Origin of the sequence: Tistrella mobilis KA081020-065 (assembly GCF_000264455.2) — a bacterium.
Taxonomy (GTDB): Bacteria; Pseudomonadota; Alphaproteobacteria; order Tistrellales; family Tistrellaceae; genus Tistrella; species Tistrella mobilis.
Map to the genome: position 1 here is coordinate 755,881 of NC_017958.1, position 26,846 is coordinate 782,726.

Consider the following 26,846-nt stretch of genomic DNA (forward strand, 5'->3'; position numbering starts at 1 on the left):
CCCTGTCCCTTTCGATCTCGGTTGCGGTCCCGGCTGGGGGCGGGCGGGTTCTGCCGGTACCGGCAGGCACCCGCGGGCTCAGTCGAGGCCGAAATGGCGGATCGCCTCGGCGATGCCGGCGGCACCGTGGCCGGTGCTCCGGTAAACCCAGGGCTTGTCGGTCAGCTGCTCAACGAGGCGCGGCTCGGAATTGCCGACCGCCACCCCTTTCAGTCCGGTTTCGAACAGCGAGAGGTCGTTCAGCGTGTCGCCGGCGACCAGAACCCGGTCGGCCGGCAGGTTGAGGGTTTCGACCAGCTGCAGCAGGGTCGGCCCCTTGGCCACCCCCTTGGGCAGCACGTCCAGAAAGGTATCGGCCGAGAGCAGCCAGTCGAAACCGGCGGCCGCGATCTTGTCGAGGGTGGCGGTTTCAAGCTCGGCCGGCTCGTACCAATAGCTCACCCGCCGCTCAAACGGCGTGGGCTGCAGCCGGATGCCGGGCTCCCCCGACAGCATGGACTTGACCCGCTCGCCTGCATCGTTCCAGGCCCGGGCAATCGGCGCCTGAACCTGGTCGACCACCCGGAAATCGCGGCCGGCGACCACGGTGGTCCCCACATCGCCGATCACGAAATCGGGATGCGGCATGCCGGGTTCGGCGACCAGTTCGCGGATGAAGCCCAGATCGCGGCCGGTCACGAAGATCAGCAGTGCGTCGTTCCGGGCCTGAAGCGCCTGATAGAGCGCGCGCCGTTCTTCGTCCGAGCCCCCGAGGAAGGTGCCATCGAGGTCGGTTGCGAGTATCAGCTTGTGTTCGGTCATCAGGCGTCCGTCGTCTCGAGATCGCTCGCGCGGCTGGCGGGGTGGTCGATCGCGACCACCGGCTCCAGCGCGCGGCTTTCTGCCCGGATCGGGCGGGTGAGCAGGGCGGTCATCGCGGCATCGATGTCGAGCCGGCCCCGGATGATGGCGTGTACCGCTTCCGAGATCGGCATCTCGACGCCCAGCCTGCGGGCCAGCGCGGTGACGGTCTCGGCATTCACGGCCCCTTCGACCACGGCCGACTTGCCGGCCAGCGCCTCGTCGGGCGTGGCGCCGCGGCCCAGCGCCAGGCCGAAGGTGAAGTTGCGCGACTGCTCGCTGGAGCAGGTGAGCGTCAGATCGCCGATGCCGGCAAGGCCGGTGACGGTCTCGCGCCGGCCGCCCAGCGCCTGGGCCAGCCGCTTCAGCTCCGCCAGCCCGCGGGTGATGATCGCGGCGCGCGGATTGGAGCCGAGCCCCCGCCCGGCGGCGATGCCGCAGGCGATGGCGAGCACGTTCTTGACCGCGCCGCCGACTTCGACCCCGGTCAGATCGTCGGAGAGATAGGGCCGGAAACTGGTGGTCCCCAACGTCACCGCCACCCGCGCCGCCAGCGAGGCGACCAGCGCCGCCCCCATGCTTTCAGGGTCGAGCGGCCCGTCCTCGTCATCCTCCAGCGGCTGAACATCGGCCGAGGCGATGGTGACGGCGGTGGGCTGGCCCTCGGCCACCTCGGCCGCGAAGCTGGGGCCGGAAAGCACCGCCTGGGGGCGGCCGGGCATGACCTCGGCGATCACCTGGGTCATCAACAGGCCGGTGTCGCGTTCGATCCCCTTGCTGCAGATCACGACCGGCATGCCCGGTGCGGCATGGCGCTCCACCTCTGCCGCCATCGCCCGCAGGAATTGCGAGGGGATGACCAGCAGGGCCAGATCGGCGCCGTCGAGCGCCTGCCCCATGTCGCCGGTGACGGAAATCCCGGCCGGCATGTCGTGGTCTGGAAGAAAGGGATTGCGGCCGCCGGCGCGGATCGCCGCCACGGCCTCGGCTTCGCGGATCCACAGACGGGTCTCACGCCCCGCCCGATCCGCCACCATTGCGAGCGCGCTGCCCCAGGCGCCGCCGCCGATCACCGCCACCCGCCGGAACGGGGTGATGACGGGCACGGGCTCCGGAGCGCTGCTGCTCTCTTCGATACTCACCGCGATGATGCTCCCTCGTTGTTGTCGGTCGCGCCGCCCCGGCGCAGCAGGCCGCACCGCGGGGCACGTTGGTCTTAAATATATGCTGCGCTGCAGCGGAATGAAGGGTGTCCCACGGAAAACCGCCAAAGGACGCGTGAAACCCACGGATCAATGCGTATGATCATAGCACGATGCGCCAGCGGGTGCGACAGCGAAGGGACGAGCCTATGCAATGGTGGCGAGGTGCGGTGATCTATCAGGTGTATCCGCGCAGCTTCCAGGACACGAACGGGGATGGTGTCGGTGATCTTCCGGGTGTTACCAGGCGATTGGGGCACCTGGCGGCATTGGGTGTAGACGCCGTCTGGATTTCACCCTTCTTCAAGTCCCCGATGGCCGATTTCGGCTATGACGTCGAAAACTACCGGGAAGTCGACCCGCTATTCGGAACGCTCGACGATTTTGATGTGATGCTGGCAGAGGCGCACCGGCTGGGGCTCAAGGTCGTGGTCGACATGGTGTTGAGCCATACCTCGCAGCGCCATCGCTGGTTTCAGGAAAGCCGGCGCAGCCGCGAAAATGCCCGCGCCGACTGGTATGTCTGGGCCGATCCGCGCCCCGACGGCACGCCGCCCAACAACTGGCTGTCGATGTTCGGTGGCAGTGCCTGGACCTGGGAACCGCGGCGGCGGCAATACTATCTGCACAACTTCCTGGCCGATCAGCCGGATCTGAACCTGCACCTGCCCGCGGTGCAGGATGCCCTGCTCGACGAGTGCCGCTTCTGGCTGAACCGCGGCGTCGACGGCTTCCGGCTGGATGCCTGCAACTGCCTGACCCATGACCTGCAATTGCGGAACAACCCGCCGCGCCCCGCCGATATGCCGCCCACCGAGGCGGTGACGCCGTCCAATCCATACAACTACCAGCGGCATCTTTATAATAAATCTCAACCTGAGACCCTGGGGTTCCTCAGGCGCCTGCGCGCGCTCACCGATGAATACGGTGATATTCTGCTGATCGCAGAGATCGCCGACGACGACAGCCTGAAGGTGATGCGCGACTATGCCGGCCCGAAGGCGCCGCTTCATACCGCCTATTCCTTCGCCCTGCTCGGCCCGGAATTCGATCCGCGCCATGTGACCGGTGCGGTCGACGCCTTTCATGCCGACGGCATCGACGGCCGGCCGGGGCGCGACGGCTGGCCCAGCTGGGCATTCAGCAACCATGATGTCGAGCGGGTGGTCTCGCGCTGGGGCGGGCGGGATGCGCCGCCGGAATTCGCCAAGGCCCTGATCGCGCTGCTGTGTTCGCTGCGCGGCACGGTCTTCCTCTATCAGGGCGAGGAACTGGGCCTGCCCGAGGCGGACGTGCCCTATGAACAGCTGAAGGATCCTTACGGGCTCAACTTCTTCCCCGATTTCGCCGGCCGCGACGGCTGCCGCACGCCGATGCCGTGGGAGGATGGCGACCGCCATGCCGGCTTTTCCACCGTCGACGGCTGGCTACCGATCCCCAACGACCATCTGCTGAGGGCGGTGGCGGCCCAGGCGGCCGATCCCCAATCGGTGCTGTCCTTCACCCGCCATTTCCTGCGCTGGCGCAAGGCACGGCCCGAGCTTGTGACCGGCGACATCGACATCGTCGAGGCCACCGAGCACATGATCTGCCTGGTGCGCAGCCTGAACGGCCGCCGGCTGATGGTGGCGATCGAACTGGCCGGCCGCGGCGGATCGGTGGCACTGGCGGGCGAGGTGGACGAGGTGGACGAGGATCACCGCCTGGCGCTGGGCTGGGTGGAGGGCGACCGCGTCACCCTGCCGCCCTATGGTGCGGTTTTCGCCTGGCTGCGCGACTGAGCCTGCCCCCCACCCCCGAAACGGGAAACGCGAAATGGATGATAAAATTCCCGGGACCTGCCGCTGCGGCGCGGTGACCTTCGAGGTCGAAGGCCGGCCGCTGATCACCATGGCCTGCCATTGCCATGAATGCCAGCACATGACCGGCAGCGCCTTTTCGCTGAGCAGTCTTTATCTCTCCGACCGCTTCCGGGTGACGACGGGCACGCCGGTGGCGCGGCGGGTGGGGCAGATGGCCACCCATCATTTCTGCCCCGACTGCGCCAGCTGGCTGTTCACCCGCCCCGACGGCATGGACGAGCTGGTGAATGTCCGTGCCACCCTGCTGGCCGATGCGGCCGGTTTCAGCCCCTTCATGGAAACCTGGACCGCGGACAAACTCCCCTGGGCCACCACCCCCGCGGTGCACAGTTATCCGGGCTTCCCGCCGATGGAGGCATACCCGGCCCTTCTGGCCGAATTCGCCGGAGGCACGACGGCACCCGGATCCTGACGACAGGGGCGGCTCTTCGGGGCCGCCTTTTTCATGGCCCCTGCCCTTCCCTCACAAAACTCGAATTAATTCGAATTTACCGGCTTGAGCGCCCCCAAATCTCACGCTAGGCTCTTCTTCAGACAGAATCGCATCGACTTCAGTTCGGGGGGAGCCGGATGACGTCGACGGTCGCAGACGCGCCCAGACAACGGCGCGGAAGGCTGCGTTTCGAGAGCATTCTCGACGCGGCGGAAAGCGTGCTTCAGCAGCGGGGCACCACCGAAATCAGCCTGCCCGAAGTGGCGGCGGCGGCAGGTGTGCCGCCGGCCTCTCTCTACCACTACTTTCCCAACACGCGGGTGCTGCTGTTCGAGCTGGCCCGGCGGTATATGGAGAAGTTCGAGGTTCTGGCCGAAGAGGAGGTCGATCACGACCGGCTCGCAGCCTGGACCGATCTGTTCCGCATCCATTGCGACCGGGCGCTCGATTTCTATCGCAACCATCCGGTGGCGATGCGGCTGCTGCTCGGACCTGAAAGCGGCTGGCAGATCCGATCGGCCGACCTGTCCGCCAACCGGCAGATCGGCGAGATCCAGTATGACCGGCTGCTGCGCCATTTCGTGGTGCCCGACAGCGACGAACTGGCCCGCGCCCTGCCAGTCTCCATGACCATCGGCGATGCGATCTGGGCGCTGTCTTTCGCCCGCGACGGCGATGTGACGCCCGAGATGGCCGCGGAATCGCTCCGCGCCCGCATCGCCTATCTGCGCCTCTACATTGCCGAGAACACGCCCAAGCGCGTCCATCCCCTGGGGGGTTGAGCCATGACTGATCAGAACGAGACCGGGACGGGCCGCTTCGCCGGCGGCGCCGCCTGGGTCCGCGGCCGTTTCGTGCCGATGGACGAGGCCGTCCTGCCCGTCACCGACTGGGGCTTCACCCGGTCGGACGTGGTCTATGACGTGGTCCATGTCCATGACGGCGCCTTTTTCCGCCTGCAGGACCATCTGGACCGCTTCGAGCGGGCCATGGCCCGCCGCCGGCTGAAGCCGGCCGAGGACCGGGCGGCGATCGAGGCGATCCTGCATCGCTGTGTGGCGCTGGCGGGGCTGTCCCATGCCTATGTCGCCATGGCCTGTTCGCGCGGCCGGCCGCGGGTCGCGGGCTCGCGCCGTCCGGAAGACTGCGACAACCATCTGATCGCCTATGCCATCCCCTGGATCGACGTGATCCCCAAGGACGTGCAGGCCCGCGGCGCGCATCTCTGGATCGCCGGCACGCCGCGCGTGCCCGACGCCTCGGTCGACCCCACGGTCAAGAACTATCAGTGGAACGACCTGACCTCGGGCCTGCTGGAAGCCCATGACGAGGGCTATGACACCGCGATCCTGTTCGACCGCGACGGCTTCCTGACCGAGGGGCCGGGCTTCAACGTCTTCATCGTGTCGGGCGACCGGGTGCTGACCCCCGATCGGGGCGCGCTCCAGGGCATCACCCGCAAGACGGTGCTCGAGCTGTGCGACGGGCTGGGCCTGGAAGGCCGGGTGGCGCCGATCACGCGCGAGATGCTGGACGAGGCCGACGAGGTCTTCACCACCACCACCGCCGGTGGGGTGATGCCGGTCTCGCGCGTCGGCGGCCGGATCCTGGGCAATGACCGGCCGGGCCCCGTGACCATGCGGCTCTACGATGCCTATTGGGCGGCCCATGCCGATCCGCGCTATGCCACACCGGTGCTGCCGCTGGAGGCCACCGCCGGGCTGGAGGCCGCCTGATGAGCGAGACGGCAACCGGTTCCGGATCGGCACGGGGCGACCGCCCCGGCGGGGATCTGCGCGCGCAACCGTTTTCGGGGCCACGCAACGGCGCTCGCGAACTCTGGGCGGAACGCCCCGAGCCGGACGGACCGGCAGCCGCCTGGTGCTATTCCGACCGGCGGAGCTACCGGCCGGGAGAAACGGTGCGGCTGCACCTGTCGTCGACCTTGAAAGCGGTGCGCCTGCGCATCCTGCGCGAGGGGGCGTCGCCACGGCTCGCGGCCGAAATGGGGCCGCTGGAAACCAGGTTCCATGCGGTGCCTGAACGGGCCTGGGAGACCGGCTGCGGCTGGCCGGTGGCCCATGACTGGACCATCCCTGCCGATCTGGCCCCCGGCGGCTATCTGATCGAAATCCGCGACGCGGCCGACCCGGACGCCCTGCCGCTCGGCCATCATCTGGTGGTGATCCGCAATCCCGCGCCCGCGGGCGGCATCGCCCTGGTCGCGGCCACCGGCACCTGGTCGGCCTATAACGACTGGGGCGGCGCCAATCACTATTACGGCATGGACCCCGAACGTCCGCGCGGCCGATCCCCCATCCTCTCGACCCAGAGACCCTGGGCGCGCGGCCAGATCTGGCTGCCCGAAGGGGCGCCGCGCTCGGTCAACGCCGTCCGTCCACGCGGCCCTGGTCCGGCGCGCTATGACTGCGTGGAATGGGCCTTCCTGCATGGATTCACCAAATACTACGCCCTCGCCGGCTGGGCTTCCTATGAACGGCCCTTCCTGATCTGGGCGGAACAGGCCGGCTATCGGGTCGAGGTGCTGACCCAGGAAGATATCCACGCCGATCCGGCAGCGCTGGATGGCTATGACTGCGCGGTCTTCGTGGGCCATGACGAATACTGGTCGGCCGAAATGCGCGACACGGTGGACGGCTATGTCGCGGGCGGCGGCAGGGTGGCGCGCTTCGCCGGCAATTTCCTCTGGCAGATCCGGCTGGAGGACGATCTCCGCCGCCAGGTTTCGTACAAATACGATGCCCGCGGCCATGATCCGATCCGGCTGTCGGGCGACACCACCCGCCTCACCAGCGCCTGGGAAGACCCGCTGGTCGGCCGGCCGGGGGCGGAAACCTTCGGCGTGAACGCACTCCGCGGCATCTATGCGGCCTTCGGCGGCATGGCGCGGCGGGCACCGCGCGGCTTCACCGTGTTCCGGCCGGAACACTGGGCCTTCGCCGGCACGGGGCTCTGCTATGCCGACATGTTCGGCGATGAGGCCAATATCTTCGGCTTCGAAATGGACGGGCTGGACTACACCTTCACCGACGGCCTGCCGGAACCGACCTTCACCGACGGCGCGCCCGAAGGCCTTCAGATCCTGGCCATGGGCTGGGCGACCCTGGCCGAAGGCGGACGGCCCGAGGACGGCTGGTCACTGATGCTGGGCGATGCCGACGCCCGCTTCCGCGCCGCGCTGCTGACCGACGATGCGTCGGAGGAAAGCCTCCGCAAACATGCCCGCGGCAGCGGCATGGTGGTGCATTTCACCAAAGGCGCCGGCGAGGTGTTCACCGCCGGCACCTGCGAATGGGTCAACGGGCTGATCACCCGCGATCCCTATACCGAGCGGGTGACGCGCAACGTGCTGGACCGGTTTTGTGGGGGGCAGGTGCACGGAAGTTGATTGCACTCCCAATCTTCAAGCCGTACTGCAGGGGCCCTTATCCTGCGTACTTTCCGAGGCCCGCGCTTAGCGCGGGTCTTCGTGTATCCGGTGCTTGCAATGATGTACATTGCCGCCGCAAGCTTCCGGGAGTGCTGCGACCGAAGAAGTCGTCGCGGCACTCCCGGACGCGACCGGGCAGAAGTGACGCCCGGATATACAGGCAGTCAGGAGCCGACAGCCGTTACAACTGCACCTTCTCCGTCCGCTTGCCGACGAAATCGCCCAGCCGGCCCTGGACGTCGTCGATGGCGGTCTGGACCATGCACATGATCAGGCCTTCGGTATAAAGACCGTCGGTGGCCGACATGTCCGAGATCTTGTTGATCGCGGTGACGATGGCGTAGTTCGACAGCCGGGCATTGCCGGCGATCTTGCGGGCGAGGTCGAGTGCCGTCGCGCGGGCGTCGTCGGCGATGTAATGGGCAAGGCCCAGGCGCCGCCCCTCTTCCACATCGATCACGCGGCCGGTCAGCATCAGCTCGATCATCCGGCCGGGGGTGATGATACGGGCGACGCGGACGGTCGCGCCGCCGCCGGTGAAGATGCCGCGCTGGCCCTCGGGCAGGGCGAAATAGGCGGTGCGGTCGGCGACGCGGACATGGGCGGCGGCGGCGAGTTCAAGCCCGCCGCCGACCACCGCACCCTGCATGGCCGCTACGATCGGGATGCCGCCATGCTGCATCTTGTCGAAAGCGCGGTGCCAGCCCTGGCAGACCCGCATGAATTCGGTCGGCGAGCGGCGCTTGGCGTGGTGTTCCTTCAGATCCAGGCCGGCGCAGAAATGCGGGCCTTCGGTCTGGAGCACGACCGCGCCCACCTCGGGCGGCACATTGGAGAAGAAGGCGTCGATCTTCGCCACGGCCGCCTCGTCGAGCGCATTGCGCATCTCGGGGCGGTTGATAGTGACGATCGCGACATTGCCGTCGATCTCGATCTTGAGCACGTCGTCGGACGAGGGGGCGGGAATGGTGGTCATGCTGGCTCTCCGGATCTGCTGGCGGAATGCGCCGCGCGCGGCACACGGTGCCGGCGTCTCATCGGCAGGCATACGCTGAAATCCCGCCGGAAAAAATCCCACGACCCGCCGCCCGATATGCATAATCCGCCAAACTTCATCCCCCCATGCCAGGAGGGCGGAGACATGCACACCGATGCCGGCGACACGCTCTCCACCGGTTTCGTGCACGGGCTGCTGGAGGCGGCAGCCGGCATCACCACGCCCGACCGGCTGCGCGGCTTCGTGGCGGCGGCCGGCATCGCCCCCGACCTGCTGGATGCCCCGGCGGCACGCGTGACCCGCGACCAGATGGTGGCGCTGTATCAGCAGGTGGCGATCGGCACCGGCGACGAGATGATGGGGCTGTGGTCGCGGCGGATCCGCACCGGATCACTGAAGCTGCTCTGCACCGCGATGCTGGATGCGCCCTCGATCCTGACCGCGCTCTATCGCTTCACCCGGGTCTGGAACCTGCTGCTCGACGACTGGCGGCTGGAGTGCCACCGCCTGGGCGAGACCATCGAGGTGACGCTTGAGAGGGCAGCCGACGACGCCGTCACCCGCCCCTTCGGCCATGCGCTGATGATGAAGCTGCATCACGGCGTGACCTCGTGGCTGGCCGGCCGCGAGACCCCGGTGACCGGGGTGGACTTCGCCTTTCCGGCCCCGGCCCATGCCGCCGATCATGCCTTGCTCTTCCCCTGCCCCGTGCGCTTCGACGCGCCGGTCACCCGGCTGTGCATGCCGGCCGCGATCGGGCGGGAGAGCTTTCGGCGCAGCCGGCAGGAGATGCTGCCCTTCCTGCATGCCGCGCCAAGGCAGTGGCTGTTCACCACGCTGCGCGAGCCGCAGATGGCCGATCGGGTACGCGACGAGCTGGCCCGCCATCTGTCCGGCCCCACGGATCTGGCGACGGTCGCCGCGGCCCTCGGCCAGTCCACCCGCAGCCTGTCGCGGCGGCTGGCCGAGGAAGGCACCAGCTTCCGGGCGGTGAAAGAGGCGCTGCGCCGCGACGTCGCGATCCGCGAGCTGACCCGCACCGACCGGCCGATCGCGGCGATCGCAGCCGAGCTGGGCTTCGATTCCGCCGCGGTCTTCCATCGCGCCTTCAAAGCCTGGACCGGCAGCACGCCGGGTGCCTATCGCCAGCCCGGCGGCGGCGCGGCCGGCGGGGAGAGCGCCGCCCCTATTTCCCGGCGCGGAACACGAGCGGGTTCATGAGCCCCTTGGGATCCACCGCCTTGCGCAGCCGGGCGATCAGCTCGGCGCGCGGCTTCGGGCAGCGTTTGGCATAGGAGGCGGCCTTCAGCCGGCCGATGCCGTGCTCGGCGCTGATCGAGCCCGAAAACTGGTCGACCACCCGGTAGGTGATGTCGGACACGCCGTCGACCGCATCCCTGGACGCGCCAGCCGCCAGCTGAACGTTGAAGTGGATGTTGCCGTCGCCCAGATGGCCGAAGGGGTTGATCAGCGCATCCGGATGCACCCGCCAGATCGCTTCCGACGCCGCATGGACGAAGGCGGGCACGTCGGAGACCTGAACCGAGACGTCGTGCTTGATCTGGATGCCCGGCGCCAGGCGCTGGCCTTCGACGATGGCTTCGCGCAGCAGCCAGAGCGCCTTGGCCTGGGCCTCGCTTTGGGCAATCGTGCCGTCGGTGACGAGCCCGGCCGAGAAAGCCTCTTCGACCAGCCGGTCCAGATCCTCCTGCAGGCGCTCGTCGGAGCGGCCGGAGATTTCGGTCAGCACCGTCCATTCCGGCCGCCCCTCCAGCGGGTCGACCACGCCCGCCACATGGGCGATAGCGAAATCGATGCCTTGGCGCGGGATCAGCTCGAAGCTTTCCACCGCATCGCCGGTGAACTCGCGGCAGAGCGACAGCAGCTTCGGCCCGTCGGCGAGCGAGGGCAGCGCGAAGAACAGGGTGCGGCTGGCGCGCAGCTGCGGGAACAGCTTGAGCGAGGCGGCCGTCACGATGCCGAGCGTGCCTTCCGCGCCGATGAACAGCTGCTTCAGGTCGTAGCCGACATTGTTTTTGCGCAGGGTGGTCAGCTCCGACAGCACCGAGCCGTCGGGCAGCACCACCTCCAGCCCCAGCACCAGATCGCGCATCATGCCATAGCGCATGACATGGATGCCGCCGGCATTGGTCGCGATCAGCCCACCGATCTGGGCGGTCCCTTCGGCGCCGAGGCTGAGCGGGAATTTGCGCCCGGCATCGGCGGCGGCACGCTGCACCGTCTCCAGCACGCAGCCAGCTTCCACCACCATCGAGAAATCGAGCGTGTCGAGCGTGCGGATCCGGTTCATCCGGCCCAGCTGCAGCAGGATCGAGGCACCGTCGAGCCCCGGCACCGCCCCGCCGACCAGGCCGGTATTGCCGCCCTGGGGCACGATCGCGATCCCGGCCTCGGCACAAAGCCGCACCACGCCCGCGACCTCTTCGGTCGATTGCGGGCGCACCACGGCGATCGCCCGGCCCCTGTAAAGCTTCCGCCAGTCCTCGAGAAACGGCGCCATGTCGCCGTCATCGGTGATCAGACCGCGCGGGCCGGTGATCCCGCGCAGGCGGTCGATCAGGGTATCGGGCGCGATGGTGGCGGCGGCAGGCATGGGTCCGGTTCCTCCGAATGATTGGCCGCGGCGCGCATACCCGAGGTGACGAGCGGGCCGGCGGCGGGGCGAGGATGGCAGGCTTGCAGGGCACTGCCCAGGGCTAAATTCATACATCGGATTTCAGTTGTCAGACAACTGACGTCATGCTAGTCGTGACAACAGGCTGCGCCACTGGCATCAAGACCCCGAGGGGGCCCGTTCTGCGGGCTCCACATTCAAGGACAAGGCGCGACAGACGGGGATGAAACACGTGACCGACCGCAGCGGAAAGGCGCCGGAACGTCAGTTCCAGGCACTCAATCGCCCGAAGAGACTGTCCGACGAGATCGCCCGGCAGATTTCCGAGCGGATCGCGACCGGCGTCTTCGCCCCGGGCGAACGCATGCCGACCGAGGCCGAACTCGCCGTCGAGTTCGCCGTGGGCCGCAGCGCCATCCGCGAGGCGATCGCAAAACTGAGGCAGGAAGGCCTGGTCACCACCCGCCAGGGTGTGGGCGCCTTCGTGACCGAGGATCCGGGTGCCGCCTCGTTCCAGATCGACACCGACGGGCTCAGGACCATCGAGGATTTCCGTCATGTGATGGAACTCCGCATGGAACTGGAGGTCAGCGTCGCGGCCATGGCCGCACGCCGGCGCAGCCGCGCCCAGCTGGAGAAGGTCGAAGAGGCGTTCCAGGCCCTCAAATCCCGGCTGGAGCGCGGGGAAGCGGCGGTCGACGAACAGCACGCCTTTCACCGCGCGATCGCCATCGCGAGCAACAACCCGCATTTCCGCGACTTCATGCAGTTCCTGGCCTCGCGCATCCGCGTGGCGCTGTCGGTGGAAACCGAACGCGCGACCGGCGGCCGCGATGCCGCGCGCAAGCTGCTGCGTGAATTCGAGGGGATCCTGACGGCCGTCCGCCTGGGCGATCCGGACAAGGCCCGCCGCGCGGCCTGGTTCCATCTGCTCAGATCCGCCGACCGCCTGGGCCTCCGCGGCCTGCAGGGTTGGGAAGAAAGCAGGATGACCTTGATCGGAGAGAACCTCATACCGGTCTGCGCGCCCGCAGATCCGCAGCCCCGCAAGCCGCGCTTCACCCCGCCGCCGGGCGCCTGCGACTGCCATGCGCATATTTTCGGGCCGGAAAGCCGCTACCCCTATACGCGGCACCGCACCTACACCCCGCCGGATGCCCTGCTGCCGGCCTATAAGCACATGCTCGCCACGCTGGGCATCCAGCGCGCGGTGATCGTGCAGCCCAGCGTCTACGGCACCGACAACCGCGCGACGCTGGATGCGATCCGCGCCGGCGGCCCGGATTTCCGCGGCGTGGTAGTGGTGGACGAGAACATCGACACCGCCGAGATGGAACGGATGCACGAGGCCGGCGTGCGCGGCGTGCGCATCAACCTGCTGTTCAAGAGCGGGATCGAGGTCTCGGACGTCCGCCGTCTGGCCGAGAAGATCGCCCCCTTCGGCTGGCATATGCAGATGCTGATCGACGTGTCGGAATTCGCCGACATCCGCGAGACCCTGGGCCGCCTGCCGGTCGATGTGGTCTTCGACCATCTGGGCCATATGCCGACCTCGATCGGCACCGACCATCCGGGCTTTCAGGAGATGCTGTCGCTGCTGGCCGACGGCCGCGCCTGGGCCAAGATCTCGGGCGCCTATCGCATCACCTCGGCCAGCCGCACGCCCTATGACGACGTGGCGCCCTATGCCCGCGCGATCATCGCGGCCAATCCGGAACGGGTGGTCTGGGCCAGCGACTGGCCGCACCCCTACGTCAACATCCCGATGCCGAATGACGGCGACCTGCTCGACATGCTCGACGACTGGTCGCCCGACGCCGCCACGCGCGACCGCATTCTGGCAACCAACCCCGCCAGGCTCTACGGCTTCGAGGAGTCGTCGTTTTAGCCCCTCGCCGGGCGGGCGCTCCCGCGCCCTTGGCCCCCGCCTCAATGGCGGGAGTCGTTTTAGCCCCTCGCCGGGCGGGCGCTCCCGCGCCCTTGGCCCCCGCCTCAATGGCGGGAGTCTGTCAGTCCCCCGGCCCAAGCGGGCGCTCCCGCGCCCTCGCCCCCGTCTCGCGAACTGCCTGAAAAGCAAGAGGAACGCACCCATGGGTTTCACCCGACGCACCCTTCTCGGCGCAGCACTCGGCCTTGGCGCGCTGGTCGCCACCGTGCCGGCGATGGCCGCCGACGTGACCCTGAAGCTGGGCTGGACCACCTCTGACGGTGCCACCGACCCCTATGCGATTGCGGCGCGCGACTTCGCCGCGGCGCTTGAGGCAGAGATGCCCGGCGTGTTCGAGGTGAAGTACTTCCCGAACCGCCAGCTGGGCGACGAGAAGGAAATGATCGAAGGCATGTCCTTCGGCACCATCGACGGCGGCATCATCACCAATGCGGTGATCGCCAATGTCGAGCCGGCCTTCCAGCTGCTGGACCTGCCCTTCCTGTTCGCGAACGAGGCCCAGGCCCACAAGGTTCTGGACGGCGATGTCGGCCAGGAGCTGATGGGCAAGCTGCGCAACCGCGGCATCATCGGCCTGGGCTTCGCCGAGGGCGGCTTCCGCCACATGATCAACAACACCCGCCCGGTGGCCCAGCCCGACGACGTGTCGGGCGTGAAGTACCGGGTGATGCAGAACCCGGTCTTCCTGGAAATGTTCAGCTCGCTGGGCGGCAACCCGGTGCCGATGGCCTGGGGCGAGACCTTCACCGCCGTGCAGCAGGGCACGATCGACGGGCTGGAAATTCCGGTCGCGGTCATCCAGGCCAACAAGTTCGCCGAGGTCACCAAGTATCTTTCGCTCACCCGCCATACCTATTCGGCGCTGGGCGTGCTGATCTCGAAGCGCAGCTTCGAGAAGATGACCAAAGAACAGCAGGAGGCGGTGCTGCGCGCGGCCCCCAAGGCGATCGCCGCCCAGCGCGCCCAGGTGGCAGACAACACCAGGCAGATCATCGAAGAGCTGAAGGCCGCCGGCATGACGGTCAACGAGATCAGCGATCCCGCCGCCTTCCGGTCCAAGGTGACCGGCGTCTACGACCGCTTCAAGCCGCGGATCGGCGCCGAGTTGATGGACAAGGCCCTCGCCGAGGTCAACTGACCCTGGTGACGGACCGTCCGGCCGGCAGTGCGCCCCCCGCGCTGCCGGCCGGATGCCATTCCGGACCTGCGCATCCCCCGATCCTGACGGCAGACGGTGCCCCCCATGTCGGCTTTGCTCCAGACCCTCTCGCGCGGGCTCGCCCGGGTGACCGGCTGGGTGATCGTGGCCATCACCACCGTGATGATGGTGAGCCTGATCCTCCAGGTGTTCTCGCGCTATGTGCTCGGCCAGGGCTTCACCTGGACCGAGGAACTCGCCCTGTTCCTGTTCACCTGGGTGGTGCTGCTCGCCGCCACGACCGCGATCCGCGACGACGGCCATGTCCGCCTGCAGCTGTTCATCGACCTGCTGCCCGGGGCGGCACGGCGCATCTGGATGCGCTGTCTGACGCTGACGGTGCTGATCTTCTGCTTGGTGTTCGCGGCAACCGGGGCCGAATACGTCTCGGCCACGCTGGGCCAGGTTTCGGCCGCGGTGCAATACCCGATCGAGGCGCTGCACATGGCGGCCCCGGTGACCGGCGTGCTGGGGGCGATCCACGCCCTGGCCCGGCTGCTGGCTCCGCAATCGGTGATCGACGGCACGCCCGAAACCGGAGGCATGGTATGAGCACCGCCGCAGCCGTTCTGCTGATCGCCTTCGCCGTCTGCCTGTTCAGCGGCGTGCCGATCGTCTTCTCGCTGGGCCTTGCCGCCATCGCCGGGCTCTGGGCTGCCGATTTCGACCTGATCGTGCTGGCCCAGCGGACGATTTCGGGCACCCAGGTCTTCACCCTGCTCGCCATTCCGGGCTTCGTGCTGGCCGGCGATCTGATGATGCATGGCGGGCTGTCGCGCCGCCTGGTCCGGCTCTGCCAGGTTCTGGTGCAGCATGTGACCGGCGGGCTCGGCATGGTCACTGTGCTCTCGGCCACCTTCTTCGCCGCGATCTCGGGCTCGGCACCGGCCACCACCGCCGCCATCGGCGGCATCATGGTGCCCGAGATGGAGCGCCACGGCTGGAGCCGCCGCTTCGCCGCAGCACTCTCCACCGCCGCCGGCCCGATCGGGCAGATGATCCCGCCCTCGATCCCCATGGTCATCTGGGGCGTGGTCGCCGAACAGTCGATCACCAAACTGTTCCTGGCGGGCATCGTGCCCGGCATCCTGATCGCCATCGGGCTGATGACGGTGTGCTGGTTCGCCGCCCGCGCCCAGGGCATCCCCAAGGCGACCCGCCGGGCGACCGCCCGCGAACTGCTGGTGGCGCTGAATGACGGCAAATGGGCGCTGGCGGCGCCGCTGGTCATTCTGGGCGGCATCTATGGCGGCATCTTCACCCCCACCGAGGCCTCGGCGATCGGCGTCGCCTATGCCTTCGTGGTCGGCATGTTCATCTATCGCGAGTTGAAGGTCCGCGACCTGCCGGGCATTCTGCTCCAGTCGATGCGCACCACCACCATCGTCTGCAGCATCATCGCCGTCGCCTCGGCCTTCGGCTGGCTGGTCGCCATCGAACAGCTGCCGACGGTGATCGCCGAAGCCATACTGTCGGTCTCGTCGAACCCGATCGTCATCCTGATGATGATCAACGTGTTGCTGCTGTTCATCGGCGCGATCATGGACAATGTGGCGGCGATGATCATCCTGGGCGGCGTGCTGACCAGCATCGGCGCCAGCCTGGGGCTGGACCCGATCCATCTGGGCGCGATCGTGGTGATCAACTTCGCGATCGGCATGGCCACCCCACCCTTCGGCTATTCGCTGTTCGTCGGCGCCGCGATCAGCAGGCTGTCGGTCGAAGAGGTCTCCAAAGCGCTCTGGCCGATGCTGCTGGTCAAGATCCTGGTGCTGGCGCTGATCACCTATGTTCCCGGGGTGGTTCTGGCCCTGCCGCGGCTGCTCGGCTGACCGCGCCCCTCCGACCTGTTCCGAACCGCCCCCGCCGGCCATCGGCGGGGGCCGTTTCGTTTTGCGGCAAGGGCTCCCCGATTCTTAGAACCTTAAGTTTATTTTTGTCCGGCAAAATTCCTTGACGCGATTGTTTCGCATGTTACAGTCGCGCCTGAATTGAACAGTGGCAGTCTGTAGTCCATTCTTCATCAGCTGGGGAGCGGCATTCGATGAAGGTCTACGACTCGGTCCTGGATGCCGTCGGCGATACGCCGATGGTCCGGATCCGCCGCGTTGCGAGGGAGCTGCCGGCGGAGATCTTCGCCAAGCTCGAATTCATGAACCCCGGTGGCAGCGTCAAGGACCGCCTGGTCCGCTACCTGCTGGAGCGGTATGAGGAAGCGGGCGCGCTGACGCCCGAGACCGTGCTGGTCGAGAATTCCTCGGGCAATACCGGCGCCGCCCTGTCGATGGCGGCGGCCGTCCGCGGCATCGGCTGCGTGGTGACCATCCCCGACAAGATGAGCCCCGAGAAGATCGCCCGGATGCGCGCCTTCGGCACGAAGGTGGTGGTGGCCCCCACCGCCGTGCCGGCGGAAGCGCCCGAAAGCTATTACAGCCAGGCCCGGCGTATCGCCGAAGAGACGCCCGGAGCGATCTATCCGGACCAGTACAACAACCCGCTGAATGCAGCCGCCCATTACGCCAGCACCGGGCCCGAGATCTGGGAACAGACCGGCGGCCGGATCGACGCCTTCGTCTGCGGCATCGGCACCGGCGGCACGATCAGCGGCGTGGGCCGCTATCTGAAGGAACGGGATCCGTCGATCCGGGTGATCGGCGTCGACCCGGAAGGCAGCGTCTTCCACGACCAGTTCCATCACGGCCGGTTGAGCACACCGCATGTCTATCAGGTGGAGGGCATTGGCGAGGATTATCTGGTCGAGGCGGTGGATTTCTCGGTGATCGACGACATCATCCGGGTCGACGACAGGTCTTCGTTCCTGACCGCGCGCCGGCTGGTGCGCGAGGAAGGGCTGCTCTGCGGCGGATCGAGCGGGGCTGCGATGTGGGGCGCGCTGCAGGTGGCGGACCGCTTCCCCGGCGGCCGGATCGTGGTGCTGCTGCCCGATTCCGGCAACATGTATCGCAGCAAGTTCCTGGATGATGCCTGGATGGTCCGGCATGGCCATCTGGCGGCTCCGACGGCAGCAACGCCGCAGGCCATGGCGGCCGTGGCAGGTGCAGAATGACCGCCGTCGCAGCCGGGCCGTCCGTGGCCGAATCCCCGGTGGCGGCCGGCGTGATGCCGGGCGCGCGCTGGGCCTTCGCCGACCGCATCGACCTGATGGACGAAAGCCTGCGCGAGGGCGCCGAACGCGCCAGCGTGCCGCCGGACCTGGACGCCAAATGCGATCTGGCCCGGGCGATCGCCGATGTCGGCATCCGCACGCTGGTGGTCGGCATGTTCCCCGACGTGCCGCAGAATGCCGAGTTGCTGGCACGGCTGGTGCGCCGCCAGCAGGCCGGGCAGCTGCCCGCCGATCTGCGCTTCATGGTCATCTCTCATGTCGGCGTGACCATGCGCCAGACGCTGGCCATGCTCGACGAACTGGCGATCCCGCTCGACACGGTGCATGTGATCGCGATCCATTCGGTTTCGGATCTGCAGATCACCCATCTGTTTCCGACCATTCTGCGCAAGGACGGCGCCGTCGACTGGGATCAGGCCGCCTGGGAGGCGCTGGACGATGCCACGCGGCGGGCGCGCAATCTGGACTGGCTGGCCGATTTCCTGCCGGTGGTGACCGGCTGGCGCGGCGGCGGGGTGATGGTCGGGTTGCTGGATGCCTTCCGCGCCGATCACGGCCATCTGATGAATGCGGTGGCAACCGTGGCCGCGGCCGGCATCCGCCAGATCCGCCTGGTCGACACCGCCGGCACCTGCCTGCCCCATCAGCTGCCCCAGACCGTGGGCGAGCCGGTGACGCGCTTCCCCGACATCGCCTTCTACGGCCATTTCCACGACGATTTCGGCATGTCGACCGCCAATGCGGTGATGGGGCTGTCGCTGGGGCTGAAGGGGGTCGACGTCTCGGTCGGCGGCTTCGCCAACCGGGCCGGACATCCGCCGCTGGCCGAGGTGGTGATGGCGCTGCGCAAACTCTACGGCGTGGAGCTGCCGGGCGTGGACCCCAGCCGGCTGCACGGGCTGAGCCGGATGGCAGAGCGGATCTACGGGCTGATGGAAAACCCCGCCCAGGCGATCACCGGCGTCGTCACCCACAGCGTGCAGAGCGGCATCCGTACCGAGTTGCTGCGCAAGGCCCCGCGGATCTTCGACGCGATCGCCCCCGAAGAGGTCGGTGCCCGACTGGTGGCGATGTTCGGGGTGCGCAGCGGTCGCGACGGGCTGCTGCGCTTTCTGCGCGAACGCCAGCTGCTCGCCCCCTTCGGCCTGGAGCCGACGCCCGAGATCGCCGACGCGCTGTTCGAACATCTGGACGCCGAATGGGCCCGCCGCAGCGCCGGCGCCCGCGCAAGGCTGGGCGAGCTGATCGAACAGTATCAGGACACGCTGAACGCATCCTTCTTTACCGAAGAGGCTATGACGTCATGGCTGAGCGCGCATCTGACCGCCGTGCATATGAAGACGGCCTGACCGCCACCGCCGCCGCGACCGCGCTCTGGCCGATCTTCCGCGACCGGGTCGCCGGCGCCGATGAGGAACAGTGGCGCGACATGCTCGACCTTGCGGCAATCGCGGCCGCCGGGCTGGCGCAGGAGGACGGGCTGGACCCGGTGGGCGACCTGGCCGTGCACCGGATGCTGTATGCCATCTATGCCGGGCGGATCCTGGTGCCCTGGTCGCCGCAATGGCGCGATCTGGACGATGTCCGGGTCGATCTGCTGCGCCGGACGCTGGAAACCGGTTGGGAGGCGGCCGAACGCCGCCGGCTGACCGGCTTCTTCGGCCCCCTGCCGCAAGTGACGGATTTCGCCGGCTGGGCCACGCATCACTGCCAGGCCCACCGGTCCAATGTCGGCCATCCGCTGTTCGATTTCCTGAGCGACCGGGCCAGCTTCGACCAGCTGCGCAGCTTCATCGTTCAGGAAACCCCCTTCGACATCCATTTCGGCGACATCGTGGCCATGATGCTGCCGGGGGTGCATGGCGGCGCCAAGGCCGAGTTCTCGCGCAATTTCTGGGACGAGATGGGCCGCGGCGACCAGCGGCTGGCGCATCGCCAGCTCCGGCTCGACATGATGACGGCGCTGGGCGTGCGCGAGGATGTACATGTCACCGAGGTCGAGGCCTTCTGCCTGGAGGAACTTCGCCTCGCCAACATGTATTTCCACAGCGTGTTCAACCGCGCCCTGCTGCCCCAGGCGATCGGCATGATGCTGGCCACCGAACTGATGGTTCCCGGGCGGCTGGACCGGCAGATCCAGGGCTGGCGGCGGGTCGGGCTGGATGACGACACCATGCGCTATCTGATCGAACACACCGTGGTCGACATCGAACACGCCGCCGGCTGGATGAACGAGGTGGTGCTGCCGATGCTGGCCGAGCGCCCCGAGGTGATGGGCGAGATCGTCCTCGGCATGGCCCGCCGGCTGGAACATGCCGCCGCGGTCTGCGACCGGATGATGATGCTCCTGCCTGCGGCGGCCTGAATGACCGCCCTCGCCGTTGGAGACCTTCTCTCCCAAACCCCTGCCGCTGAGATCGTCCTTGCCGGCTGCGGGCTGAGGGGCATGGGGCTGCTCACTGCGACTCCGGCCCTGCTCGACCACCGCCTGACGGTGATCGATGCGGGGCCGCGGCCGGGGCCTGGGGCTTTTCCGGGATACCGGATCCAGTCCAATTCGACCGGCTCGGATTTCTTCGGCTGGGTGGATCCGGCGGGGCCCTTCGGCCCCGTGCTGGACGATCCGGCCGTGCGCCGGCTGCGCGAGCACCGGGGCGCCTTCGATCTGGCGCTGCTGGCAGGCGCCCTCGACCGCTTCGGCGACAGGCTGGCCACGCTGCTGCCGCCCGACCGGCTGATCCGGGAAGATCCGCTGGTGCATGTAGCGGTGGACAAAGAGGCGATCGGGCTGACCCTCGCCTCGGGCCGCCGCATCGACACCCGGGCACTGGTGCTGGCGCTGGGCATCACCGAGCCCGCCCATGACGCTCTCGCCCCCTGGGCGGCGCGTACGATCCCGTCGGGCCGGATCGTACGCGACCATCTGGCCGCCCTGCCGCCTCTACCCGCAGACAGACCGGTGCGGATCGTGATCGCCGGCGGATCGCACAGCGCCTATTCGGCCGCCCTGGTGCTGGCCGATGCCGTGGATGCGGGCCGGCTTTCGGCCGAGGTCACCATCCTGCATCGCGGACCCGCCCGGCTGTTCTACCCGAACATGGACGCCCAGGTCGCCGAGCCGCATGGCCCGCTGGAGGCCCTGCCCGACCTCGCCCGCGACATCTGCCCGGAAACCGGCCAGGTCTTTCGCTATTCGGGGCTGCGCCACCGGGCCCGCGCCCTGTTCCGCGAGATCGCCCAAGGCGCGCGCCAGGGCTTCACCCAGCGGCAGATCCCGGCGATCGACGATGCGGCCGACCTGCTGGACCGGGCCGATCTGATCGTCCAGGCGCTGGGCTATCAAAGCCGCAGACTGGCCATGACCATCGACGGCCGGCCCTGGGATCCCGCAGGCGGACGGGCCGTGGTCCGCCCCGGCCCTGACGGCCGGATCCCGCTGCCCGAGGGGTCGCCCGCGCAGATCTTCGTGATGGGCATGGACCCCTACCCCTATGACGACGGCGCGCTGACCCCGACGGGGCAGTATGCGTTGCGTGGCGGCCAGATTCTGGCCGCCCTTGCCCGGCCGCCTGCGGCCGGACAGCCCCTCCCCCTCGCAGAACCCGTATGAGGTACGGCCATGGCGCATATGGTCTTCGTGGAAACCACCCGCCCCGCCACGCGGGCGATCGATCATGCGCTGGCCATGGGGCACGAGGTGACGCTGATCCGCTCCGGCCGTTTCGACTGGCTGTTACCGCCCGCCGAGCATGAGCGGATCCGCACGCTCGGCATCCGCCGGGTGGAGATCGCCGACACCCGCTCGGATACGCTGATCGAGGCGGCGCTGCGGGATCTGATGGCCGGCGGGCCGGTCGATGCGGTGCTGACCGCCCTGCAGCCGGCGGCCACCCCGGCGGCGATCGCGGCCGGCCGGCTCGGCATCCGGGCCACGGCGGCACGGGGCATGATCAATGCCCGCGACAAGGCGCTGACGCGGGCGGCACTCGACCGCGCCGGGCTGCCCTCGGTCGCCCATGCCACCGTCCGCACGCTGGAAGATGCCCTCGACGCCGCGGCGCGCATCGGCTACCCGGTGATCGTGAAGCCGGTGAACGGTCTGGGCAAGGCACTGACCACCTGGGCGAAGACGCCCGACGACATCCACCGCCATTTCGCCACCCTGGCCGAACGCCGCGAGGTGCTGCAGACCGGTCTTGCCGACGAGCTGGCCGATGCCGCTTTCATCATCGAAGAGATCGCCCGTGGCCCGCTGCATTCGCTGGAACTGGCGGGCCTCGCCTCGGGCGCCAAGGTGCCGCTGATCCTGGTGCGGCGGAAGACCGGCCGTGACGATCCGGTTCTGGAGATGGGCTCCACCGTCCCCGCCCCGCTTTCCGCCGAAGACCGCCGGGCGGCGGGGGATTATGCGGTGGCCGTGGCCGAGGCGCTGGGCCTCGACATCGGCATCTTCCATATCGAGTTGATCATGACCGACAGGGGGCCGCGGCTGGTGGAGGTGAACCCGCGGATTGCCGGCGGCGCCATCCCCGATCTGATCCGCACCGCCACCGGCATCGACCCGTTCGAGCTGCTGGTGCGCGTCCATGCCGGCGAAAGCCCGGTTTCGGACTGGCTGCCCGAGACCTGTGCCGCCAGCCACAGCTTCATCACCATGGCCGAAGACTGCACCGTGCGCGCCGATCTGGCACCCGACTGGTTCGAAGCCTTCCGGCCGCGCATGGCCTCGGGTGGTTGCGACATCCGCCCCGGGGCCAGCTACCGGCGCATGGACGGCAACCAGGACGTGTTAGGTGTTGTTCGAATGGTTGCACCAACCATCGGCGAGGCGGCCGCCGCCTGCGAGGCGCTGCGGGCCGAGATCGCCGAAACACTGGGCGTGAAACTGGTGGAGCTGGTCGAATGAGCGGCACCACCCCAGCCCTGCCCTCGCGGCTTGCGCTCTTCGCCGATCGGCGGTTCCTGCTGCTCTGGGCGGCGATGCTGGTCAGCGCCACCGGCACCTTCATGCTGCTGCTTGCGGTTTCGGCCGAATTACTGAAGCGCCACGGCTCGGGGCTGGGTGCCGCCTCGGTCTTCGCCTTTCAGTGGATCCTGCCGGTGGTGGCGGTGTCGCTGGTCCGCCGGCTGGCGGAAAGCCGGCGGCTGCGCCGCACGGTGATCCTGGCCGAAATCGCCGGGGCCGTGATCTCTCTGGCGATCGGCCTGCTGCTGACCGCCGATCTGACCGTGGCGGTGCTCGCCTGCTTCCTGATCCGGGGCCTGGCCGAAGCGGTGACCAAGACCTCGCGGGTGGTGCTGGTCAAGCTGATGTTCCAGGGGCCGGCGCTGACGCTTGCCTCGTCCACCTTCAACCTGTCCTTTTATGTCGGCGGGGCGCTGGGCGGGCTGGCGGGTGCGGTGGCGGTAGAACATCTGCCGCTGATCGGCGTCTGCGCGGTCGACGCCATGACCTTCCTGATCTCGGCCGCCTGCTATCGGGCGCTGCCCGATCTGAGGCCGGCCGACGACGCAGCCCCCCGCGCGCCCGGCCGGCGAAGGGGCGCGATTGCCGAAGCGCTGACGCTGATGCGCGCCGATCGGCGGCTCTGGCTGGCGGCGGGCTATGTCGTGGCCGCAACCGGCGTGCTGCAGGGGTTTCACAACACCGCCCGGGTGGTGCTGCCCATGCGCCATCTGGGGCTGGATGAAAGCGCGGTGATGCATCTGCAGATCACCAGCGGCCTCGCCATCATCCTGGGGGCGGTGGCGATCCCGGTGCTGGGGGCGCTGGCCCGCCATCGCAGCTTCGCGCCGCTCACCCATCTGGGGGCCTGCGTGATGCTTTGGGCGGTGACGCTGGTCGCCGGCGAGACGGGGCTACATCTCGGCTATTTCGCCTATATCTTCCTGTTCGAAGCCGCCTTCACCGCCGCCCAGGCCCAGCTGATCCAGGCCACGCCCAGCCGCGACATGGCCACGATGCAGGCGGCGGTGGGGGCGCTGGGCACCAGCCTGCTGATCGGCTGCACGCTGTTGAGCGGCGCGCTCGCCGATCTGATGCCGCTGCCGGTGGTCGCTGCGATCACGGCCGGGATCGGGGTCGTCATCCTGCTCGGCATCGAGGCCGGCAGCCGCCACGGCAGCCGCAAGGCGGCCGGTATCTGATGAAGGCCCATATCTGGTGAAGGGACTGCTGCACGACCGCAACTTCCTGCTGATCCAGGCGGCGACGCTGATCAGCGCCACCGGCAGCTTCATGCTGCTGCTGGCGGTTTCGGCCGAGCTGTTGCGGCGGTCGGGATCGGGGCTGGGGGCGGCGTCGGTCTTCGCCTTTCAATGGATCCTGCCGGTTCTGGCGGTCTCGGCCGTGCGCCGGATTGCCGATCAGCCGGGGCTGCGGCGGGTGCTGGTCCTGGCGGAACTGGCCGGCGGCGCGCTGTCGCTCGCCATCGGCCTGCTGCTCACGGCCGATCTGCTGCCGCTCGTCCTCGGCTGCTTCCTGCTGCGCGGCTTCGGCGAGGGGGTGACCCGCACCGGCCGCGTCGTCCTGCTGCGCCGGCTGTTCGACGGCCCGCGTCTGGCCGCGGCCGCGTCCAGCTTCAACATCGCCTTCTACACCGGTGCCACGCTGGGCGGCGTGGCGGGCGGGCTGGTGGTCGGGCGGCTGCCGCTGACCGAAATCTGCGCCCTCGATGCCGCAAGCTTCGTGGTGGCGGCGTTGTGCTGGCGGGCACTACCCGATGCACGCGGCAGCACAGATACAACAAAAAGAAGTAGCGGCGCCATTCGCGACGCCCTGCGGCTGATGGCCGGCAACCCGGCCCTGCTGCGTCAGGCCGGCTATGTCGTGCTCTCGACCGGCATCTTCCAGGGCTTCCACAATGCCGCCCGCACCCTGTTGCCCATGCGCGGGCTGGGACTGGACGACCGGGCGGTGATGCATCTGCAGGTGGCAAGCGGGCTTGCCATCATCCTGGGGGCGGTGCTGGTGCCGCTGCTGGGCGGGCTCTCCCGCCGCCGCTGGCTGACGCCCTGCGCCTGTGCTCTTGCCTGCCTGCTGCTGGTGGCCGCCAGCCGCGCCCCCGGGCTCGGCCTGCTGATCGCCGCCTATCTGGCCTTCCTGGTCGCCTTCGAACTGGCCTTCACCGCCGCCCAGGCCGGGCTGATCCAGGCCGCAACCACCAGCCAGATGGCGACCATGCAGGCCGCCGCCAATGCCGGCGGCACGGCCCTGGTCATCCTGGTGACGCTGGCGACCGGCGGGCTGGCCGATCTGATGCCGATGGCGGCCGTGGGCCCGGTGATCGGCGTTGCGGGGCTGACGCTGATCGCCGGGCTGGAGCTGGTGGCGCGGCGGACTCGGGCAATGCTGTCTCAGGCGATGCTGTCGACCACGCCGCCATCCACCCGCAGGGCGGCGCCGGTGGTGGCGGACGACAGCGGCGAGGCCAGATAGACCGCCAGATTGGCGACCTCGTCCACCGAGGCGGCGCGCCGGATCAGCGAGCCCGGCCGGTTGTCGGCCACGAAATTCGCGGCACTGTCTTCGATCATATCCCCGTCCACCGGCCGGCCATCCGCCTCCAGCATGCGCCGGAGCCCGCGGGAGAGGGTCGGACCGGGCAGGATGGCATTGGCGGTGACGCCGGTGCCGGCCAGCCGCTTGGCGAGCCCCCGCGACAGGGCGAGATAAGCGGTTTTGGTGACGCCGTAATGGATCATGTCGGCCGGGATGTTGAGGGCGGATTCCGACGACAGGAAGATCACCCGCCCCCAGCCGCGATCGACCATGCCCGGCACCAGCGCCCGCGACAGGCGCATGCCCGACAGGAAGTTGACCGCCAGGATCTGCTGCCAGAGATCGTCATCGGCCTCGAAGAAATCGGCCGGACCGAAAAAGCCGACATTGTTGACCAGAATATCCGGATGCGCGACCGCCCCGGCCAGGGTGTCGCAGCCGGTTTCGGTACCGAGATCGGCGGCGATGCCGCGCACCTCCGCCCCGGGAACCGCCTGCTTCAGCTCTGCCACCGCCTGGTCGACATCCGGTTGACGCCGGCCGTTCAGCACCACGGACGCCCCCGCCCCGGCCAGGCCCCGGGCGATGGCATGGCCGATACCGGCGGTGGAACCGGTGACGACGGCCGAGCGGTCGGTGAGATCGATCTTCATCGGGTTTGCCTCCAAACGACTGCGGGATCGTTTGAGGTGCGAACGCCGTGGCAGGCGATGCGTTCCGCCGGCGGCGGCTCAGCGATAGCCGGTGGGATCGGCGGCGAGGCCCGCCTCCTGAACCTCCACCAGATAGCGGAAACAGTCGGGGCGCGAGCCGTCGAGGTCGTCGATGCCGTAGATCCGGGCCAGATCACCGCTGGAAGTCGAGGCCCCGTTCCAGCGCATCCGCTCCGGATCGGCCGCCAGCGCCGCAATGCCGCGGCCAAGGAAACGGGGGGTTTCCGAGATGCAGAAATGCGGTTCCCGCGCAATCGCCTCGCGCCAGCCGGCCTCGGTCACGCCGTAATGGTCAAGCATCATCTCGGAGCGCATCCAGCCCGGCGTCACTGCGACCGAACAGCAGCCATGGGGCTCAAGATCGCGGCCATGGGCCCAGGCCATGCGGATCACCGACATCTTGGCCAGATCGTAGAAGGGCGACAGCCGGTAGCGGCCGGCATTGTAATCGGCGGTGCCGTCGGTCACCTCGACCAGAACCCCGCCGGGCCGGCGGATCATCAGCGGCAGCAGGTGATGGGCGGCGATCAGATGGGTGTCGACCGCGTTGTGCAGCAGCCGCAACCCTCTGTCGAGATCGTGCCCCCAGACCGGGACGTTCCATTCGGTCAGCAATTCGCCGCCCCAGACATCGTTGACCAGCAGGTCGAGCCGGCCATGGGCCGCGTCGATCCGGGCGGCGAGCGCCGCCACCGCCGCCGGGTCCAGATGGTCGAGCACGACCGGAATGCCGCAGCCGCCGGCCGCCGTGACCAGGGAAGCCGTTTCCTCGATCGTCTCGGGCCGGTTGTAGTCCGAGCGGCGACCGGCGGTGGAGCGGCCGGTGACATAGACCGTGGCCCCGGCGGCGCCCAGCTCGACCGCGATTCCGCGCCCGGCGCCGCGCGTCGCGCCGGCGACCACGGCAATCCTGTCCGAAAGAGCCGTCATGAACCCTGC

The 26,846-nt window shown here is 68.5% G+C and carries 23 protein-coding genes; 17 read left to right on the top strand and 6 right to left on the bottom strand.

All coding sequences use genetic code 11. The features are described from left to right. Nucleotides 1–78: 78 nt before the first annotated feature. Together TMO_RS26965 and TMO_RS26970 are read right to left on the bottom strand one after the other, a co-directional pair. Nucleotides 79–801, bottom strand: coding sequence for an HAD-IIB family hydrolase (locus TMO_RS26965; RefSeq protein ID WP_014748233.1), 723 nt, complete (start codon nucleotides 799–801; stop codon nucleotides 79–81). Then, the gene (locus TMO_RS26970) at nucleotides 801–1,982 is read right to left on the bottom strand and encodes an NAD(P)H-dependent glycerol-3-phosphate dehydrogenase (protein ID WP_014748234.1); all 1,182 of its coding nucleotides are present in this window, start codon (nucleotides 1,980–1,982) and stop codon (nucleotides 801–803) included. The genes TMO_RS26965 and TMO_RS26970 overlap by 1 nt, the downstream gene beginning before the upstream one ends. A gap of 209 nt (nucleotides 1,983–2,191) precedes the next feature. Between TMO_RS26970 and TMO_RS26975 the strand changes: the two genes are divergently transcribed. From TMO_RS26975 to TMO_RS26995, 5 genes are all read left to right on the top strand, one after another. Then, complete coding sequence (locus tag TMO_RS26975) at nucleotides 2,192–3,823, top strand: alpha-amylase family glycosyl hydrolase (protein ID WP_014748235.1); 1,632 nt, start codon at nucleotides 2,192–2,194, stop codon at nucleotides 3,821–3,823. A 34-nt stretch (nucleotides 3,824–3,857) separates the two neighbouring features. After that, entirely contained in the window at nucleotides 3,858–4,316 is a 459-nt protein-coding gene (locus TMO_RS26980; RefSeq protein ID WP_014748236.1) for a GFA family protein, read from the top strand. A 158-nt stretch (nucleotides 4,317–4,474) separates the two neighbouring features. Further along, a complete protein-coding gene (locus TMO_RS26985) occupies nucleotides 4,475–5,119 on the top strand; it encodes a TetR/AcrR family transcriptional regulator (protein WP_014748237.1) in 645 nt (214 codons plus the stop codon). Nucleotides 5,120–5,122: 3 nt separating this feature from the next. Further along, on the top strand, nucleotides 5,123–6,073 hold the full coding sequence (locus tag TMO_RS26990) for an aminotransferase class IV (RefSeq protein WP_014748238.1): 951 nt from the start codon (nucleotides 5,123–5,125) through the stop codon (nucleotides 6,071–6,073). Next, entirely contained in the window at nucleotides 6,073–7,746 is a 1,674-nt protein-coding gene (locus TMO_RS26995) for a N,N-dimethylformamidase beta subunit family domain-containing protein (protein WP_014748239.1), read from the top strand. The genes TMO_RS26990 and TMO_RS26995 overlap by 1 nt, the downstream gene beginning before the upstream one ends. 223 nt (nucleotides 7,747–7,969) lie before the next feature. Here the strand turns inward: TMO_RS26995 and TMO_RS27000 are convergent, their stop codons facing one another. Beyond that, nucleotides 7,970–8,764 (bottom strand): crotonase/enoyl-CoA hydratase family protein, encoded by a 795-nt coding sequence (locus tag TMO_RS27000; protein WP_014748240.1) that lies wholly within the window; start codon nucleotides 8,762–8,764, stop codon nucleotides 7,970–7,972. Between the two features lie 165 nt (nucleotides 8,765–8,929). On the opposite strand from TMO_RS27000, the gene TMO_RS27005 reads away from it, so the two are divergent. Further along, nucleotides 8,930–10,006: an AraC family transcriptional regulator gene (locus TMO_RS27005; RefSeq protein WP_014748241.1), complete on the top strand. Its 1,077-nt coding sequence runs from the start codon at nucleotides 8,930–8,932 to the stop codon at nucleotides 10,004–10,006. Here the strand turns inward: TMO_RS27005 and TMO_RS27010 are convergent. Further along, entirely contained in the window at nucleotides 9,972–11,399 is a 1,428-nt protein-coding gene (locus tag TMO_RS27010) for an FAD-binding oxidoreductase (RefSeq protein ID WP_014748242.1), read from the bottom strand. The two genes, TMO_RS27005 and TMO_RS27010, sit on opposite strands and share 35 nt — an antisense overlap. 244 nt (nucleotides 11,400–11,643) lie before the next feature. On the opposite strand from TMO_RS27010, the gene TMO_RS27015 reads away from it, so the two are divergent. From TMO_RS27015 to TMO_RS30065, 11 genes are all read left to right on the top strand, one after another. Then, nucleotides 11,644–13,308, top strand: a complete 1,665-nt coding sequence (locus tag TMO_RS27015; RefSeq protein WP_051045635.1) for an amidohydrolase family protein — start codon at nucleotides 11,644–11,646, stop codon at nucleotides 13,306–13,308. 202 nt (nucleotides 13,309–13,510) lie between these two features. Beyond that, nucleotides 13,511–14,506 (top strand): TRAP transporter substrate-binding protein DctP, encoded by a 996-nt coding sequence (gene dctP, locus TMO_RS27020; protein WP_014748244.1) that lies wholly within the window; start codon nucleotides 13,511–13,513, stop codon nucleotides 14,504–14,506. Nucleotides 14,507–14,611: 105 nt separating this feature from the next. Further along, the gene (locus TMO_RS27025) at nucleotides 14,612–15,118 is read left to right on the top strand and encodes a TRAP transporter small permease (protein WP_014748245.1); all 507 of its coding nucleotides are present in this window, start codon (nucleotides 14,612–14,614) and stop codon (nucleotides 15,116–15,118) included. Then, on the top strand, nucleotides 15,115–16,398 hold the full coding sequence (locus TMO_RS27030; protein WP_014748246.1) for a TRAP transporter large permease: 1,284 nt from the start codon (nucleotides 15,115–15,117) through the stop codon (nucleotides 16,396–16,398). The genes TMO_RS27025 and TMO_RS27030 overlap by 4 nt, the downstream gene beginning before the upstream one ends. A 212-nt stretch (nucleotides 16,399–16,610) precedes the next feature. Then, on the top strand, nucleotides 16,611–17,633 hold the full coding sequence (locus TMO_RS27035; RefSeq protein WP_014748247.1) for a PLP-dependent cysteine synthase family protein: 1,023 nt from the start codon (nucleotides 16,611–16,613) through the stop codon (nucleotides 17,631–17,633). Beyond that, nucleotides 17,630–19,042, top strand: coding sequence for a 2-isopropylmalate synthase (locus TMO_RS27040; protein WP_014748248.1), 1,413 nt, complete (start codon nucleotides 17,630–17,632; stop codon nucleotides 19,040–19,042). Before TMO_RS27035 ends, TMO_RS27040 begins: the two co-directional genes overlap by 4 nt. Beyond that, nucleotides 18,997–20,058, top strand: a complete 1,062-nt coding sequence (locus TMO_RS27045; RefSeq protein WP_014748249.1) for an iron-containing redox enzyme family protein — start codon at nucleotides 18,997–18,999, stop codon at nucleotides 20,056–20,058. Before TMO_RS27040 ends, TMO_RS27045 begins: the two co-directional genes overlap by 46 nt. Next, complete coding sequence (locus TMO_RS27050; RefSeq protein WP_145978468.1) at nucleotides 20,059–21,303, top strand: hypothetical protein; 1,245 nt, start codon at nucleotides 20,059–20,061, stop codon at nucleotides 21,301–21,303. A 9-nt stretch (nucleotides 21,304–21,312) separates the two neighbouring features. Further along, nucleotides 21,313–22,599 carry an ATP-grasp domain-containing protein gene (locus tag TMO_RS27055; protein ID WP_014748251.1) on the top strand — a complete coding sequence of 429 codons (1,287 nt, stop codon included), beginning with the start codon at nucleotides 21,313–21,315 and terminating at the stop codon, nucleotides 22,597–22,599. Further along, nucleotides 22,596–23,840 carry an MFS transporter gene (locus TMO_RS27060; RefSeq protein ID WP_014748252.1) on the top strand — a complete coding sequence of 415 codons (1,245 nt, stop codon included), beginning with the start codon at nucleotides 22,596–22,598 and terminating at the stop codon, nucleotides 23,838–23,840. The genes TMO_RS27055 and TMO_RS27060 overlap by 4 nt, the downstream gene beginning before the upstream one ends. Before the next feature lie 16 nt (nucleotides 23,841–23,856). After that, on the top strand, nucleotides 23,857–25,131 hold the full coding sequence (locus tag TMO_RS30065; protein ID WP_014748253.1) for an MFS transporter: 1,275 nt from the start codon (nucleotides 23,857–23,859) through the stop codon (nucleotides 25,129–25,131). Here TMO_RS30065 and TMO_RS27070 read toward each other — a convergent pair. Next, complete coding sequence (locus TMO_RS27070; RefSeq protein WP_041607644.1) at nucleotides 25,050–25,847, bottom strand: SDR family NAD(P)-dependent oxidoreductase; 798 nt, start codon at nucleotides 25,845–25,847, stop codon at nucleotides 25,050–25,052. The two genes, TMO_RS30065 and TMO_RS27070, sit on opposite strands and share 82 nt — an antisense overlap. 78 nt (nucleotides 25,848–25,925) lie before the next feature. Next, complete coding sequence (locus tag TMO_RS27075; protein WP_014748254.1) at nucleotides 25,926–26,837, bottom strand: SDR family oxidoreductase; 912 nt, start codon at nucleotides 26,835–26,837, stop codon at nucleotides 25,926–25,928. Nucleotides 26,838–26,846: the final 9 nt, after the last annotated feature.

Bases quoted from the DNA above. Each gene is read 5' to 3' on its own strand.
- dctP (WP_014748244.1), top strand. From the start codon at position 13,511: ATGGGTTTCACCCGACGCACCCTTCTCGGCGCAGCACTCGGCCTTGGC.
- TMO_RS27025 (WP_014748245.1), top strand. From the start codon at position 14,612: ATGTCGGCTTTGCTCCAGACCCTCTCGCGCGGGCTCGCCCGGGTGACC.
- TMO_RS27070 (WP_041607644.1), bottom strand. From the start codon at position 25,847: ATGAAGATCGATCTCACCGACCGCTCGGCCGTCGTCACCGGTTCCACC.
- TMO_RS26980 (WP_014748236.1), top strand. From the start codon at position 3,858: ATGGATGATAAAATTCCCGGGACCTGCCGCTGCGGCGCGGTGACCTTC.
- TMO_RS26965 (WP_014748233.1), bottom strand. From the start codon at position 801: ATGACCGAACACAAGCTGATACTCGCAACCGACCTCGATGGCACCTTC.
- TMO_RS27005 (WP_014748241.1), top strand. From the start codon at position 8,930: ATGCACACCGATGCCGGCGACACGCTCTCCACCGGTTTCGTGCACGGG.
- TMO_RS27000 (WP_014748240.1), bottom strand. From the start codon at position 8,764: ATGACCACCATTCCCGCCCCCTCGTCCGACGACGTGCTCAAGATCGAG.
- TMO_RS27055 (WP_014748251.1), top strand. From the start codon at position 21,313: ATGGCGCATATGGTCTTCGTGGAAACCACCCGCCCCGCCACGCGGGCG.
- TMO_RS26995 (WP_014748239.1), top strand. From the start codon at position 6,073: ATGAGCGAGACGGCAACCGGTTCCGGATCGGCACGGGGCGACCGCCCC.
- TMO_RS27040 (WP_014748248.1), top strand. From the start codon at position 17,630: ATGACCGCCGTCGCAGCCGGGCCGTCCGTGGCCGAATCCCCGGTGGCG.
- TMO_RS26985 (WP_014748237.1), top strand. From the start codon at position 4,475: ATGACGTCGACGGTCGCAGACGCGCCCAGACAACGGCGCGGAAGGCTG.
- TMO_RS27010 (WP_014748242.1), bottom strand. From the start codon at position 11,399: ATGCCTGCCGCCGCCACCATCGCGCCCGATACCCTGATCGACCGCCTG.
- TMO_RS27030 (WP_014748246.1), top strand. From the start codon at position 15,115: ATGAGCACCGCCGCAGCCGTTCTGCTGATCGCCTTCGCCGTCTGCCTG.
- TMO_RS27035 (WP_014748247.1), top strand. From the start codon at position 16,611: ATGAAGGTCTACGACTCGGTCCTGGATGCCGTCGGCGATACGCCGATG.
- TMO_RS26975 (WP_014748235.1), top strand. From the start codon at position 2,192: ATGCAATGGTGGCGAGGTGCGGTGATCTATCAGGTGTATCCGCGCAGC.
- TMO_RS27045 (WP_014748249.1), top strand. From the start codon at position 18,997: ATGGCTGAGCGCGCATCTGACCGCCGTGCATATGAAGACGGCCTGACC.
- TMO_RS27015 (WP_051045635.1), top strand. From the start codon at position 11,644: ATGAAACACGTGACCGACCGCAGCGGAAAGGCGCCGGAACGTCAGTTC.
- TMO_RS27075 (WP_014748254.1), bottom strand. From the start codon at position 26,837: ATGACGGCTCTTTCGGACAGGATTGCCGTGGTCGCCGGCGCGACGCGC.
- TMO_RS27060 (WP_014748252.1), top strand. From the start codon at position 22,596: ATGAGCGGCACCACCCCAGCCCTGCCCTCGCGGCTTGCGCTCTTCGCC.
- TMO_RS26990 (WP_014748238.1), top strand. From the start codon at position 5,123: ATGACTGATCAGAACGAGACCGGGACGGGCCGCTTCGCCGGCGGCGCC.
- TMO_RS27050 (WP_145978468.1), top strand. From the start codon at position 20,059: ATGACCGCCCTCGCCGTTGGAGACCTTCTCTCCCAAACCCCTGCCGCT.